This is a genomic window from Pseudomonas aeruginosa (assembly GCF_001457615.1).
GTDB lineage: Bacteria > Pseudomonadota > Gammaproteobacteria > Pseudomonadales > Pseudomonadaceae > Pseudomonas > Pseudomonas aeruginosa.
This window is the reverse complement of record NZ_LN831024.1, coordinates 2977278-2989679: the sequence shown is the minus strand read 5'-3', so window position 1 is coordinate 2989679 and position 12402 is coordinate 2977278. Positions and strand designations below refer to the sequence as shown.

General features: G+C 68.8%; 14 protein-coding genes. 10 read left to right on the top strand and 4 right to left on the bottom strand.

Annotation, left to right across the window (positions count from 1 at the left end; genetic code table 11):
- Nucleotides 1-45: 45 nt before the first annotated feature.
- On the bottom strand, nucleotides 46-942 hold the full coding sequence (locus tag AT700_RS13670; protein ID WP_003117815.1) for a LysR family transcriptional regulator: 897 nt from the start codon (nucleotides 940-942) through the stop codon (nucleotides 46-48).
- A gap of 86 nt (nucleotides 943-1028) precedes the next feature.
- On the opposite strand from AT700_RS13670, the gene AT700_RS13665 reads away from it, so the two are divergent.
- Nucleotides 1029-2099 carry an antibiotic biosynthesis monooxygenase gene (locus tag AT700_RS13665; protein WP_003089287.1) on the top strand — a complete coding sequence of 357 codons (1071 nt, stop codon included), beginning with the start codon at nucleotides 1029-1031 and terminating at the stop codon, nucleotides 2097-2099.
- Here the strand turns inward: AT700_RS13665 and AT700_RS13660 are convergent.
- Nucleotides 2063-3268 carry an MFS transporter gene (locus tag AT700_RS13660; protein WP_023130615.1) on the bottom strand — a complete coding sequence of 402 codons (1206 nt, stop codon included), beginning with the start codon at nucleotides 3266-3268 and terminating at the stop codon, nucleotides 2063-2065. The two genes, AT700_RS13665 and AT700_RS13660, sit on opposite strands and share 37 nt — an antisense overlap.
- 146 nt (nucleotides 3269-3414) lie before the next feature.
- Between AT700_RS13660 and AT700_RS13655 the strand changes: the two genes are divergently transcribed.
- The 3 genes from AT700_RS13655 to AT700_RS13645 all read left to right on the top strand — a co-directional run bounded on the left by AT700_RS13655 (nucleotide 3415) and on the right by AT700_RS13645 (nucleotide 6347).
- Nucleotides 3415-4005, top strand: a complete 591-nt coding sequence (locus tag AT700_RS13655; RefSeq protein WP_003113746.1) for a TetR/AcrR family transcriptional regulator — start codon at nucleotides 3415-3417, stop codon at nucleotides 4003-4005.
- Between the two features lie 7 nt (nucleotides 4006-4012).
- Complete coding sequence (locus AT700_RS13650) at nucleotides 4013-4528, top strand: GNAT family N-acetyltransferase (protein WP_003089295.1); 516 nt, start codon at nucleotides 4013-4015, stop codon at nucleotides 4526-4528.
- 121 nt (nucleotides 4529-4649) lie between these two features.
- Complete coding sequence (locus tag AT700_RS13645; RefSeq protein ID WP_003110751.1) at nucleotides 4650-6347, top strand: peptidoglycan D,D-transpeptidase FtsI family protein; 1698 nt, start codon at nucleotides 4650-4652, stop codon at nucleotides 6345-6347.
- A 7-nt stretch (nucleotides 6348-6354) separates the two neighbouring features.
- Here the strand turns inward: AT700_RS13645 and soxR are convergent, their stop codons facing one another.
- The gene (gene soxR, locus AT700_RS13640; protein WP_058207835.1) at nucleotides 6355-6825 is read right to left on the bottom strand and encodes a redox-sensitive transcriptional activator SoxR; all 471 of its coding nucleotides are present in this window, start codon (nucleotides 6823-6825) and stop codon (nucleotides 6355-6357) included.
- Nucleotides 6826-6902: 77 nt separating this feature from the next.
- On the opposite strand from soxR, the gene pumA reads away from it, so the two are divergent.
- The gene (pumA, locus tag AT700_RS13635; RefSeq protein ID WP_003089304.1) at nucleotides 6903-7280 is read left to right on the top strand and encodes a monooxygenase PumA; all 378 of its coding nucleotides are present in this window, start codon (nucleotides 6903-6905) and stop codon (nucleotides 7278-7280) included.
- Between the two features lie 24 nt (nucleotides 7281-7304).
- Here the strand turns inward: pumA and AT700_RS13630 are convergent, their stop codons facing one another.
- On the bottom strand, nucleotides 7305-8366 hold the full coding sequence (locus AT700_RS13630) for an NAD(P)-dependent alcohol dehydrogenase (RefSeq protein ID WP_003113749.1): 1062 nt from the start codon (nucleotides 8364-8366) through the stop codon (nucleotides 7305-7307).
- Nucleotides 8367-8574: 208 nt separating this feature from the next.
- Between AT700_RS13630 and AT700_RS13625 the strand changes: the two genes are divergently transcribed.
- The 5 genes from AT700_RS13625 to arsH all read left to right on the top strand — a co-directional run bounded on the left by AT700_RS13625 (nucleotide 8575) and on the right by arsH (nucleotide 12397).
- Nucleotides 8575-9465 carry an AraC family transcriptional regulator gene (locus AT700_RS13625; protein WP_003113750.1) on the top strand — a complete coding sequence of 297 codons (891 nt, stop codon included), beginning with the start codon at nucleotides 8575-8577 and terminating at the stop codon, nucleotides 9463-9465.
- Between the two features lie 78 nt (nucleotides 9466-9543).
- Complete coding sequence (locus tag AT700_RS13620; protein ID WP_003089312.1) at nucleotides 9544-9894, top strand: metalloregulator ArsR/SmtB family transcription factor; 351 nt, start codon at nucleotides 9544-9546, stop codon at nucleotides 9892-9894.
- Between the two features lie 13 nt (nucleotides 9895-9907).
- A complete protein-coding gene (locus AT700_RS13615) occupies nucleotides 9908-11191 on the top strand; it encodes an arsenic transporter (RefSeq protein ID WP_004343601.1) in 1284 nt (427 codons plus the stop codon).
- A gap of 31 nt (nucleotides 11192-11222) precedes the next feature.
- On the top strand, nucleotides 11223-11693 hold the full coding sequence (locus AT700_RS13610; protein ID WP_003112098.1) for an arsenate reductase ArsC: 471 nt from the start codon (nucleotides 11223-11225) through the stop codon (nucleotides 11691-11693).
- A gap of 11 nt (nucleotides 11694-11704) precedes the next feature.
- Nucleotides 11705-12397 (top strand): arsenical resistance protein ArsH, encoded by a 693-nt coding sequence (arsH, locus tag AT700_RS13605; RefSeq protein ID WP_003117819.1) that lies wholly within the window; start codon nucleotides 11705-11707, stop codon nucleotides 12395-12397.
- Nucleotides 12398-12402 lie beyond the last annotated feature (5 nt).

The following is a 12402-nucleotide window of genomic DNA, read 5'->3' as shown; positions in this document are numbered from 1 at the left end:
TCCCGCTCGCGGGAGAGGGTTGCCATACCAGGCACGGCCACCCCTTCACTCATCTCCCAATCGCACATGCCGCCCCAGCTCGTCGAACAACGCGACCACCGAGCGCAACGCCCGGCAGTCCGGACGGGTCAGCAGCCACAGGGCGCTGGCGCAGCCCTCGAGGTCGGCGTCCAGTACCCGCAGGCCGTCGCCGTCGCGTAGCAGGTAGGCAGGGATCGCCGCCAGGCCGAGGCCGGCGCGGGCCATCTCGGCGACCGCCAGCACGCCGTTGCAGCGGTAGGCCGGCAGCACCCCGGGATAGTGTCGACGACGCCAGACCACGCTCGGGTGGTCGGGAAGGAAATCGTCCGGGGCGATCCAGTGCAGCATGGCGGGCTCCGTCGCGTCGCGGCCCTCCAGGTAGCGTTCGCTGGCGCAGAGCACGTAGCGCACCTCGCCGAGGTTGCGCCCGACCAGGTGTTCCGGCGGCGTGCGGGTCATGCGCAGGGCGATGTCGGCGTCGCGCCGGCTGAGGTTGGCAAAGTCGTTGGAGGTCGCCAGCTCCAGTTGCAGGGCCGGATAGCCAGGCATGAAGCGCGCCAGCGCCGGCAGCAGCAGGCCATGCAGGACGGCGTCGGAGCAGGTCATGCGCACGGTACCGCTGAGCACCTCGCGCTCCAGTTCGAGGCCGATGCGCGCCGCCTCCAGCGCCTGCTCCGCCAGTTCCGCCTGCTGCGCCAGACGGCGGGCGGTCTGGTTCGCCAGGTAGCCGCTGCGGCTCTTGTCGAACAATGCCTTGCCGAGGTTCTTCTCCAGCCGGCGGATGGCCCGGAAGACCGTCGACACATCGACCCTGAGCAACTCTGCGGCCCGCGCCAGGCTGCCGCCGCGAACCAGGGCGAGGACCAGGGCAAGATCGGCATGGTCCAGGCGATATTGCAGCGGTGCATTCATCTTTTGCATTGGCGCCGATATCGAGTGCGGAAACGCAACTATAGAGTGAGCGCCAGGGCCCGCCAACCGGCGTGGCGAAACTGGAGCGAAAACGGATGTCCACCCCTCCCGCGGCGCCGCTGCGCATTGCCCTGGTCGGCGACCACGACCCGCACATCACCGCCCACCGGGCGATTCCCCTGGCCCTGCGCCTGGCCGGCGAGGCACTCGGCCTGGAGATCGCATTCGACTGGCTGGCCAGCGACCGCCTGCCCGCCGAGCCGGCGCTGGAGCGCTATGACGGGTTCTGGTGCGTGCCGGGCAGCCCCTATCGCGACGCCGACGCGGTGCTGCGCCTGATCGCCCATGCCCGGGGCCGGCGCCGGCCGTTCCTCGGTACCTGCGCCGGCTTCCAGCACACGATCCTCGAGTTCGCCCGCAACGCCCTCGGCTGGCAGGCGGCGACCCATGGTGAGGAGCATCCGCACAGCGACCAGGCGGTGATCGCCGCCCTGCCCTGCGCTCTGCTCGAAGCCCGCGAGGAAGTCCGCCTGCTGCGCGGCTCGCGCCTGGCCCTGGCGTATGCCGCCGACTGGATCGAGGCGGACTACCATTGCCGCTACGCAATCGCCCCGCGCTTCGCCGCGGAACTTACCGGCGGCGCACTGCGGGCCAGCGCCTGGAGCGCCGACGGAGCGATCCGCGCGGTGGAGCTGGAACAGCATCCGTTCTTCGTCGCCACCCTGTTCCAACCCGAGCGGGCAGCCCTGGCCGGCGTCCTGCCGCCACTGCCGAAGGCATTCGTCGAGGCGTGCCGGACGCAGCGCCGCGACCGCCCCCGGCGCGGCCCGACACCTTATTACGCAGTGATCTTCAGCTCCCATCGCAGCGCCGTCGACGACGGCTACGCCGAAGCGGCCGAGCGCATGCTGGAACTGGCCAGCCGCCAGCCGGGCTATCTCGGCGTGGAGTCGGTCCGCGGCGCCGACGGTTTCGGCATCACCGTCTCCTACTGGGACAGCGAGGCGGCGATCCGTGCCTGGAGCCGCCACGCGGAGCACCGCGACGCCCAGGCGCGCGGCCGGCGCGACTGGTACGCCGGTTTCAGCGCGCGGATCGCCCGGGTCGAACGCGAATACGCCTTCCCGGCTCAGCCGGACACCGCGCAGTCTCCGGCCTCGTCCTGAGCCAGCACCCGGAAGCAGGCCAGGGCCAGCAGCCAGGCCAGCCAGCCGGCGCCGACCGCGACGAGGAAACCGCTGGCGGCGCCGTAGCCCTCCACCACCCAACCGGCCAGCGCCGAGCCCAAGGCCATGCCGATGCCCAGCCCGGTGATGGCCCAGGTCAGGCCTTCGGTGAGGCGCGCCGGGTCCACCGCGCGCTCGACCAGGCCCATGGCCAGGATCATCGTCGGCGCCACGCTGAAGCCGGCCACCAGCACGGTCAGGGCAAGCGCAAGGATGCTCTCCACCCCTAGCAGCGGCATCAGGCTCAGGGCCATCAGCGTAACCATGCAGAGCAGTTGCCGGGAAAGCGCCAGGCGCCAGCGCAGCAGCCCGAACAGCAATCCCGCGAGACATGAGCCGACGGCATAGACCGACAACACCAGGCTTGCCGCAGCCTTGTTGCCGTGCGCCTCGGCGAAGGCCACGCTGACCACTTCCACCGCGCCGAAGATCACCCCGATGGCGGCCAGCACCAGCGCCAGCACGCGTACCGCCGGATAGGCCAGCGCGCTGCCGGCGCGGCGCCGCGGATGGGCATGCAGCGGCGGTTCGGTGCCGCGTTGCAGGCTGAACAGGCTCACCCCGGCGACCAGGAACAGCGTCGCCAGCAGCGGCCCCGCCTCGGCGAACCAGCCGACGCTGAGGCTCACCGCCAGCACCGGCCCGATGATGTAGCACACCTCGTCCATCACCGATTCGAAGGAAAACGCCGTGTGCAGCTTCGGCGAGCCCCGGTACAGCTCGGTCCAGCGCGCCCGTACCATGGCCGGCATGCTCGGCATCGCCCCGGCGAGCAAGGCGAACAGGTAGAGCCAGGCATTCGGCGCTCGATAGTGCGTACACAGCAACAGCGCGCTCATCGCCAGGGCGCTGGCCAGCGCGGCCGGGAGCAGCACCCGGCCCTGGCCGAAGCAGTCCACCAGGCGCGATACCTGCGGCGCGAGCAAGGCATTGCAGAACACGAAGGTGGCCGCCACGGTACCGGCCAGCCAGTAGTCGGCATGCACCTGGGAAAGCATGGTGACGATGCCCAGGCCGGTCATCGACAGGGGCATCCGCGCCAGCAGGCCGGCGGCTGAAAAGCCCTTGGCGCCGGGCGCGGCGAACAGTTCGAGATAGGGGTTGCTCATGGAAAGCCTCGGCTGGCCGGCTCCAGCGGAACCGGCGACGATGGGAGAAGACGAAATTAACATACGCTGCGTATGTCAAAAATCATGGAGACATACGCAGCGTATGTCAATTATCCTGAAGCCCCTTTGCCACCCGGAGACCTCGCATGGCCCGCAAGCCTCGCGCCGAGATGATCGAGGAAACCCGCGCCAAGCTGATCGACGCCGCGCGCCGAGCGTTCGCCGACAACGGCTACGCCGGCGCCTCGATGGACGAACTGACCGCCAGCGCCGGCCTCACCCGCGGCGCGCTGTATCACCACTTCGGCGACAAGAAAGGCCTGCTGGCCGCGGTGGTGCAGCAGATCGACGACGAGATGAATCTTCGCCTCGGCGCCATCCTGGCTGCCGGCGAGGACCTCTGGAGCGGCTTCCGTGCCTACAACCGGGCCTACCTGGAAATGGCCCTGGAAGCGGAAATCCAGCGCATCGTCCTGCGCGATGCCCCGGCCATCCTCGGCAGCCCCAGCAGCGAGGCCAGCCAACTGCGCTGCCTAAGCTCGATGACCGGGCAACTGCGCGAACTGATGGACAGCGGGCGCGTCCGCCGCACCGACGCCGAGGCCCTGGCCTGGCTGCTCAACGGCGCGCTGGTGGACGCCGCCCTGCGTATCGCCAACGCCGAACACCCGCCGGAGAGCCTGGCCAGGGCCTGCCAGGCCCTGGACGTGCTGCTCGACGGCCTGCTCATGGAGTGAAAAGCCAATGGACTACCGCATCAGAACCAGCCGCGACGAGGACGCCGCGCTGCTCCCGGCCATCGAGCGCTCAGCCGGGGAAAGCTTCCGCCTGCTGCCCGAGCTGGCCTGGATCGCCGACGCCGGGGTCGCCGGGGTGGACTTCCATCGCCGCCTGATCGAGCGCGGCAGCCACTGGCTGGCGGAAGACGCCGATGGCCAGCCGGTCGGTTTCCTCGCCGCCGAACGCTGCGCCGACGAGTTGCACATCGCCGAGTTGTCCATCGCCCAGGCCCACCAGCAACAGGGCCTGGGCCGCCGCCTGCTGGAGCGCGCGGTGACCTACGCCCACGCCAGCCACTGCCGGGCGCTGACCCTGACGACCTTCTGCGACGTGCCCTGGAACGCGCCGTTCTACGCACGCCTGGGCTTCCAGCGGCTGACCTGGCAGGAAGCCGGCGAGCGCTTGCGCGCGATCCTCGGCCACGAGCAGGAGATCGGCTTCGCCGCCGACAGCCGCTGCGCGATGCGCCTGGTGCTCTAGACGGCGGCAAAGGGCTTGACCGGCGGGTGGCGGGTGACGGTACAGTTGCCAACTGCAACAGGATGTTTCAGCACTGCCCCGGACGGGCTTCCGCTCTCCCTCTTCCCCAGTGTGCCCTTGCATGAGCAGTCAACGCCGAAACTACCGCTTCATCCTTGTCGTCACCCTGTTCGTCCTCGCCTCCCTGGCCGTCTCCGGACGGTTGGTCTATCTCCAGGTCCACGACCACGAATTCCTCGCCGACCAGGGCGACCTTCGCTCGATCCGCGACCTGCCGATCCCGGTCACCCGCGGCATGATCACCGACCGCAACGGCGAGCCGCTGGCGGTATCCACCGAAGTCGCGTCGATCTGGTGCAACCCCAGGGAAATGGCCGCCCACCTCGACGAGGTGCCGCGCCTGGCCGGCGCCCTGCACCGCCCCGCGGCGCCGCTGCTGGCCCAGCTCCAGGCCAACCCGAACAAGCGCTTCCTCTACCTCGAGCGCGGCCTGTCGCCGATCGAGGCCAGCGAGGTGATGGCCCTGGGCATAACGGGGGTACACCAGATCAAGGAATACAAGCGTTTCTACCCCAGTTCCGAGCTGACCGCGCAGTTGATCGGCCTGGTCAACATCGACGGCCGCGGCCAGGAAGGCACCGAACTGGGCTTCAACGACTGGCTGAGCGGCAAGGACGGGGTACGCGAGGTGGCGATCAACCCGCGCGGCTCGCTGGTCAACAGCATCAAGGTGCTGAAGACGCCCAAGGCCAGCCAGGACGTGGCCCTGAGCATCGACCTGCGACTACAGTTCATCGCCTACAAGGCGCTGGAAAAGGCCGTGCTCAAGTTCGGCGCGCACTCCGGCTCGGCGGTCCTGGTGAACCCGAAGAGCGGGCAGATCCTGGCGATGGCCAACTTCCCCTCCTACAACCCGAACAACCGCGCCAGCTTCGCCCCGGCCTTCATGCGCAACCGCACCCTCACCGATACCTTCGAGCCGGGCTCGGTGATCAAGCCGTTCAGCATGTCGGCGGCGCTGGCCTCCGGCAAGTTCGACGAGAACAGTCAAGTCAGCGTGGCACCGGGCTGGATGACCATCGACGGGCACACCATCCACGACGTCGCCCGGCGCGACGTACTGACCATGACCGGGGTGCTGATCAACTCCTCGAACATCGGCATGAGCAAGGTCGCCCTGCAGATCGGACCCAAGCCGATCCTCGAACAGCTCGGCCGGGTCGGTTTCGGCGCGCCGCTGTCGCTGGGCTTCCCCGGCGAGAACCCGGGCTACCTGCCGTTCCACGAGAAATGGTCGAACATCGCCACCGCCAGCATGTCGTTCGGCTACAGCCTGGCGGTGAACACCGCCGAGCTGGCCCAGGCCTACTCGGTGTTCGCCAACGACGGCAAGCTGGTGCCGCTCAGCCTGCTCCGCGACAACCCGCAGAACCAGGTGCGCCAGGCGATGGACCCGCAGATCGCACGGCGCATCCGGGCGATGCTGCAAACCGTGGTGGAAGACCCGAAGGGCGTGGTCCGCGCCCGCGTGCCGGGCTACCACGTGGCGGGCAAGAGCGGCACCGCGCGCAAGGCCTCGGGCCGGGGCTACGCGGACAAGTCCTACCGTTCGCTGTTCGTCGGCATGGCGCCGGCGTCCGACCCGCAACTGGTGCTGGCGGTGATGATCGATTCGCCGACCAGGATCGGCTACTTCGGCGGCCTGGTCTCGGCGCCCACCTTCAGCGACATCATGGCCGGATCGCTACGCGCCCTGGCGATCCCGCCGGACAACCTGCAGGACAGCCCGGCCGTCGCCGACCGCCAGCACCACGGCTGACCGCTGCCTAGCCGTCGGGCTCGCGGCCCTCGGCGTCCAGCCAGTGCGCTCCCGGCCCCTCGGCGGACAGCTGGTCGCCGGGGTTGCGCAACGGGCAGGCCTGGAGCGACAGGCAGCCGCAACCGATGCAGCCGTCCAGTTGGTCGCGCAACAGCAGTAGCTTGTCGATGCGCTCGGTGAGATCCTCCTTCCACTGCGCCGACAGGCGCGCCCAGTCCGCCGCGCTAGGGCTGCGCCCCGCCGGCAGGGTCTGCAGGGCGCGAGCGATCTCCGCGAGGGGAATGCCGACCCGCTGGGCGACCTTGATCACCACCACCCGGCGTAGCGTCTCGCGACTGAAGCGCCGCTGGTTGCCGGCGTTGCGCTGGCTGCTGATCAGCCCCTTGGTTTCGTAGAAATGCAGGGCGGAGACCGCCACGCCGGCACGCCTGGCCAGTTCGCCGACGCTCAGTTCACGAGATGCGCAGGAATTCTTCATGATTGGCTTGACCTCAAGTTTGCTTGAGGTTTTACCCTGGGCCGGCCCTCGACACAAGTCACCCGGAGTAACCCGCCATGCTCATCCCCTCCTCCTACTGCTGCACCGACGATCAGTGCCCGGCCGCTAGCGAGCGGTCGCCGTGCTACGCGCAACTCATCGATATCGAGGTGGAACCCGCCAGCCAGTTGTCGCTGGCGCTGGAACAGAACGCGCACCTGCAACGCCTGGAACGCTGCTTCAGGAACTGCCCGGGCTACCTGTCCGCCAGCCTGCACCCCAGCGAGGACGGCCAGCACGTGCTGAACTACACCTGCTGGCGTTCACGCGAGGACTGCGAACGCGCCTGGCAGGCCCGGGAGGACGCGCAAGGCCCGCTGAGCGCGGGCGTCTGGCGGCTGGGGGCGAAAAGCGTGCGTTTCGAGACCTTCCTGGTCGACGCCGAGGGCTGCTGAGCCCGCCGGCGCCGACGGCCCGTCTCAGAAGGACTTCTGCAGGGAGGCCATGTCGATCACGAAGCGATACTTCACGTCGCTGGCCAGCATCCGCTCGTAGGCCTGGTTGATCTGCTGGATCTCGATCATCTCGATGTCGCAGGCGATCCCGTGGGCCGCGCAGAAATCCAGCATTTCCTGGGTCTCGGCGATGCCGCCGATGGCCGAGCCGGCGATCGAGCGGCGTCCCATCACCAGTTGCGCACCGTGCACCGCCGGCTCCAGCGGCTCGAGCAGGCCGACCAGTACGAGGGTGCCGTCGCGCTTGAGGGTCGCCAGATAAGGATTGAGGTCATGCTGGTGCGGCACGGTGTCCAGGATCAGGTCGAAGCGTCCGGCGACGGCGGCCATCCGCTGTGGGTCGGTGGAAAGGATCACCTGGTCGGCGCCGAGCCGCCGCGCTTCCTCTTCCTTGCCCGGCGAGCGGGTGAACAGGGCCACCTCGGCACCGAGCGCCCTGGCGAACTTCAGGCCCATGTGACCGAGGCCGCCCAGGCCGACCACCGCCACCCGGCTGCCGGGACCGACCTTCCAGTGACGCAGTGGCGAGTAGGACGTGATCCCGGCGCACAGCAGCGGCGCCGCCGCCTTCGGATCGAGCCCCTGGGGAATGCGCAGGACGAACCTGGCCGAGACCACGATGCGCTCCGAGTAGCCGCCGAAGGTCGGCAGGCCGTCGTGGCGGTCGCGGCCGTTGTAGGTCAGGGTCGGGTATTCCGCGCAATACTGCTCCAGGCCCTCGGAGCAGGCGGCGCAGTGCCGGCAGGAGTCGACCATGCAGCCGACGCCGACCAGTTCGCCGACCGCGAAACCGCTCACCGCCTCGCCGACGCTGGCGACCCGGCCGATGATCTCGTGGCCCGGCACCAGCGGGTACAGGCTGTTGTGCCATTCGTTGCGCGCCTGATGGAGGTCCGAGTGGCAGACGCCGCAGTAGAGGATGTCGATCACCAGGTCGTCGGCGCGCGGCGCGCGGCGTTCGAAGCGATGGGCGGTCAGCGGGGTGCTGGCGGACTGGGCGGCGTAGCCGCGGATCTGTAGGGTCATCGGTGTGTCCTCTTCGCAGGATGGCGGGCCGCGACGGCTTGCTGGCGGCGGTCCGTTCGGGGGGCAATTGTTCGCCGGATGGGCGCCGCCGCAGAATGTCCATTCCTGTCGAAGCCTTGCCCATTCATGCCGATGTTGCGTGCCGCCACTGCCCAGGCGCGCACGGGGTTGCTACGTTTGCCTCCCCTCCTGGAGAAACAGCCAAGGCATGAGCACTACTTCCACCGACATGGCGTCGCTGATCGCCACCCTGCAAGACGAACCGGGTTTCGACGCCACCCGCATCCCCGGGGTTCGCCTGATGCGCGCCGAACAGGCCTATCCGCGCAGCCCGGTGTTCTATGAGCCGCGCATCTGCATCCTCGCCCAGGGCCAGAAGATCGGTTTCCTCGGCGGCGAAACCTACCGCTACGACGCCGAACGCTACCTGGTGATGTCGGTGCCCCTGCCGTTCGAATGCGAAACCCACGCCTCCGCCGCCGAACCCTTGCTGGGAGTGAGCGTCGACGTGGATATCGGCACCTTGAAGGAACTGCTGCTACAGATGGAAGAGGCTCCCGGCAGCGACGACGACAATGAGCTGGCACCCAGCGCGCCGATGGCTTCGGTACCGCTGGACGCGGGGATGGCCGATGCGGTGATGCGCCTGCTGGGCTGCCTGCAGAGCCCGCTGGACAGCCATATCCTCGGCCCGCAACTGGTCCGCGAGATCATCTTCCGCGCCCTGCGCAGCGAGCAGGGCAACGCCCTGCGTGCGGTGGCCGGCCGGCACAGCGGCTACGGGCGCATGGCCAGGGCCCTGCGGCGCATCCACACCGACTACGCCAGTGCGCTGGACATCGACACCCTGGCTCGCGAGGCGAACATGAGCGTGTCGACCTTCCACCACAACTTCAAGGCGATGACCTTCACCTCGCCCCTCCAGTACCTGAAGAGCGTGCGCCTGTACAAGGCCTGGAGCCTGATGGTGCAGGACGGGCTGAACGCCAGTACCGCCGCCAACCAGGTCGGCTACGAGAGTCCCTCGCAGTTCAGCCGCGAGTTCAAGCGCTACTTCGGGCGCACGCCGAGCGAGGAAGTCCAGGCCGCCCGCCGCTAGCCGGCGGGAGCGGGGGCGCTTGCAATACATACGGATATCCGTATATTCAGCTTTCCATATATCCAGGAAGGCCCAGCGATGCCCAGCCCCGCCGAAGTGTTCAAGTGCCTGGCCGACGAGACGCGTGTTCGCGCCACCCTGCTGATCGTCGACCAGGGCGAACTGTGCGTCTGCGAACTGATGTGCGCCCTCGCCGACAGCCAGCCGAAGATCAGCCGCCACCTGGCCCAGTTGCGCAGTGCCGGGCTGCTCCTCGACCGTCGCCAGGGCCAGTGGGTGTATTACCGCCTGAACCCTGCGCTGCCGGCCTGGATCCACGAAGTCCTGCAAGTGACCCTGCGGGCCAACGGCGACTGGCTGCAAGCCGACGCAGCGCGCCTGCGCGACATGGACGGCCGCCCGCAGCGCGCCTCCGCCTGCTGCCAATAGCGCGAGCCGCCCCATGCTGATCGCCTTCGCCATCTTCCTGTTCACCCTGGTCCTGGTCATCTGGCAGCCCAGGGGCCTCGGCATCGGCTGGAGCGCCAGCATCGGCGCCCTGCTCGCCCTGGCGCTGGGCAGCGTCGCGCCGGGCGACATCCCGACCGTCTGGAACATCGTCTGGAATGCCACCGCCACCTTCATCGCGGTGATCGTCATCAGCCTGCTGCTGGACGAGGCCGGCTTCTTCGAATGGGCCGCGCTGCACGTCGCGCGCTGGGCTGGCGGCGACGGCCGGCGCCTGTTCGCCTTCTGCGTGCTGCTCGGCGCGGCGGTCTCGGCGCTGTTCGCCAACGACGGCGCGGCGCTGATCCTCACGCCCATCGTGATGTCGATGCTGCTGGCCCTGCGCTTCAGCCCGGCGGCGACCCTGGCCTTCGTCATGGCGGCGGGCTTCATCGCCGACAGCGCCAGCCTGCCGCTGGTGGTCTCGAACCTGGTGAACATCGTCTCGGCCGACTACTTCGGGCTCGGCTTCGGCGAGTACGCCGCGGTCATGCTGCCGGTAAACCTGGTGAGCGTCGCGACCTCCCTGCTGGTGCTGTTCCTCTATTTCCGCCGCGACCTGCCGCCGGTCTATGCGCTGGAGCAATTGAAGCCGCCGCGGGCGGCGATCCGCGACCGCGCGACCTTCGTCGTCGGTGGCTGGATGCTGCTGGTCCTGCTCGCCGGGCTGTTCGCCCTGGAGCCGCTGGGCGTCCCCGTCAGCGCGGTGGCCGCGGCCTGTGCGGCACTGCTGCTGGCGGTGGCCGGGCGCGGGCGGGTGATCTCGACCCGGCGGGTGCTGCGCGAAGCGCCCTGGCAGATCGTGGTCTTCTCGCTGGGCATGTACCTGGTGGTCTACGGCCTGAAGAACGCCGGTCTCACCGACCTCCTGGCGCAGCTCCTGAACCGCCTGGCCGAGCACGGCGTATGGGCGGCCGCGCTGGGTACCGGACTGCTTTCCGCCGCCCTCTCGTCGGTAATGAACAACATGCCCAGCGTGCTGCTCGGCGCCCTGTCGATCCAGGCCAGCGACACCGCCGGCGCGGTGCGCGAAGCGATGATCTACGCCAACGTCATCGGCTGCGACCTGGGTCCGAAGATCACCCCTATCGGCAGCCTGGCGACGCTGCTCTGGCTGCACGTGCTGGCGCGCAAAGGCATGCGCATCACCTGGGGCTACTACTTCAGGATCGGCGCCCTGCTGACCCTGCCGGTCCTGCTGGCGACCCTTTCGGCCCTGGCCCTGCGCCTGGCCATCTGACGGCCGCCGGCGACGGCGGCAGGAGCATCCCATGCGAGTCCTGTTCATGTGCACGGCCAACAGTTGCCGCAGCATTCTTTCCGAAGCCATGTTCAACCACCTGGCCCCGCCGGGTTTCGAGGCATGCAGCGCCGGCAGCCAGCCCAGCGGGCGGGTGCATCCGCGCAGCCTGGCGACCCTCGAACAGGCCGGCATCGCCACCCACGGCCTGTACAGCAAGGGCAGCGAAGCCTTCGAAGGCGCACCGCCGGACATCGTCATTACCGTTTGCGACGCCGCCGCGGGGGAAGCCTGCCCGCTGTATCTCGGCGCAGCGCTGAAGGCCCATTGGGGCCTGGCCGATCCCTCCGCCCTGGATGGCGACGAAGCCCTGCGGGATGCGGCGTTCCACGCCACCCTGGCACGCATCGAACAGCGTTGCCGAGCCTTCCTCGGCCTGCCCTTCGCTACCCTGGATCGCGACCAGCTCAAGCGTGAGCTGGAGCGCATCGGCTCGCTCTGACCGGAGGAAGCATGTCCGAACAACTACCCAACCTCGATCCCGCGCTGCTCGGCGACCCGCCCCCCGTCTCCGGGCACAGGCCGCGCATCCTCCTGCTCTACGGCTCGACCCGCGAGCGCTCCTTCAGCCGCCTGCTGGTGCTGGAGGCCGCACGCCTGCTCGAACGCTTCGGTGCCGAAACGCGGATTTTCGACCCTTCCGGGCTGCCATTGCCCGACGATGCACCGGTGGAGCATCCCAAGGTCCGCGAGTTGCGCGACCTGGTGCAGTGGTCGGAAGGCCAGGTCTGGTGCTCGCCCGAGCGCCACGGTGCGCTGTCCGCGGTATTCAAGGCGCAGATCGACTGGATTCCCCTGGCACTCGGGGCGGTGCGCCCGACCCAGGGCAAGACCCTGGCGGTGATGCAGGTCTGCGGCGGCTCGCAGTCGTTCAACGTGGTCAACCAGTTGCGCGTGCTGGGTCGCTGGATGCGCATGTTCACCATCCCCAACCAGTCCTCGGTTCCCAAGGCCTACCTGGAGTTCGACGAAGCGGGCCGGATGAAGCCATCGCCCTACTACGACCGGGTGGTCGACGTGATGGAGGAGTTGTTCAAGTTCACCCTGCTCCTGCGCGAGCGCACGGACTTCCTGGTGGACCGCTATTCGGAGCGCAAGGAAAGCGCCGAGCAGCTTTCCGCGCGGGTCGACCAGCGTTCGCTCTGAACCGC

Coding starts and splice junctions, on each gene's coding strand:
- AT700_RS13665 (WP_003089287.1), top strand. CDS start 1,029: ATGTCCACCCCTCCCGCGGCGCCGCTGCGCATTGCCCTGGTCGGCGAC.
- AT700_RS13660 (WP_023130615.1), bottom strand. CDS start 3,268: ATGAGCAACCCCTATCTCGAACTGTTCGCCGCGCCCGGCGCCAAGGGC.
- soxR (WP_058207835.1), bottom strand. CDS start 6,825: ATGAAGAATTCCTGCGCATCTCGTGAACTGAGCGTCGGCGAACTGGCC.
- AT700_RS13620 (WP_003089312.1), top strand. CDS start 9,544: ATGCCCAGCCCCGCCGAAGTGTTCAAGTGCCTGGCCGACGAGACGCGT.
- AT700_RS13625 (WP_003113750.1), top strand. CDS start 8,575: ATGAGCACTACTTCCACCGACATGGCGTCGCTGATCGCCACCCTGCAA.
- arsH (WP_003117819.1), top strand. CDS start 11,705: ATGTCCGAACAACTACCCAACCTCGATCCCGCGCTGCTCGGCGACCCG.
- AT700_RS13650 (WP_003089295.1), top strand. CDS start 4,013: ATGGACTACCGCATCAGAACCAGCCGCGACGAGGACGCCGCGCTGCTC.
- AT700_RS13630 (WP_003113749.1), bottom strand. CDS start 8,366: ATGACCCTACAGATCCGCGGCTACGCCGCCCAGTCCGCCAGCACCCCG.
- AT700_RS13610 (WP_003112098.1), top strand. CDS start 11,223: ATGCGAGTCCTGTTCATGTGCACGGCCAACAGTTGCCGCAGCATTCTT.
- AT700_RS13615 (WP_004343601.1), top strand. CDS start 9,908: ATGCTGATCGCCTTCGCCATCTTCCTGTTCACCCTGGTCCTGGTCATC.
- pumA (WP_003089304.1), top strand. CDS start 6,903: ATGCTCATCCCCTCCTCCTACTGCTGCACCGACGATCAGTGCCCGGCC.
- AT700_RS13645 (WP_003110751.1), top strand. CDS start 4,650: ATGAGCAGTCAACGCCGAAACTACCGCTTCATCCTTGTCGTCACCCTG.
- AT700_RS13670 (WP_003117815.1), bottom strand. CDS start 942: ATGCAAAAGATGAATGCACCGCTGCAATATCGCCTGGACCATGCCGAT.
- AT700_RS13655 (WP_003113746.1), top strand. CDS start 3,415: ATGGCCCGCAAGCCTCGCGCCGAGATGATCGAGGAAACCCGCGCCAAG.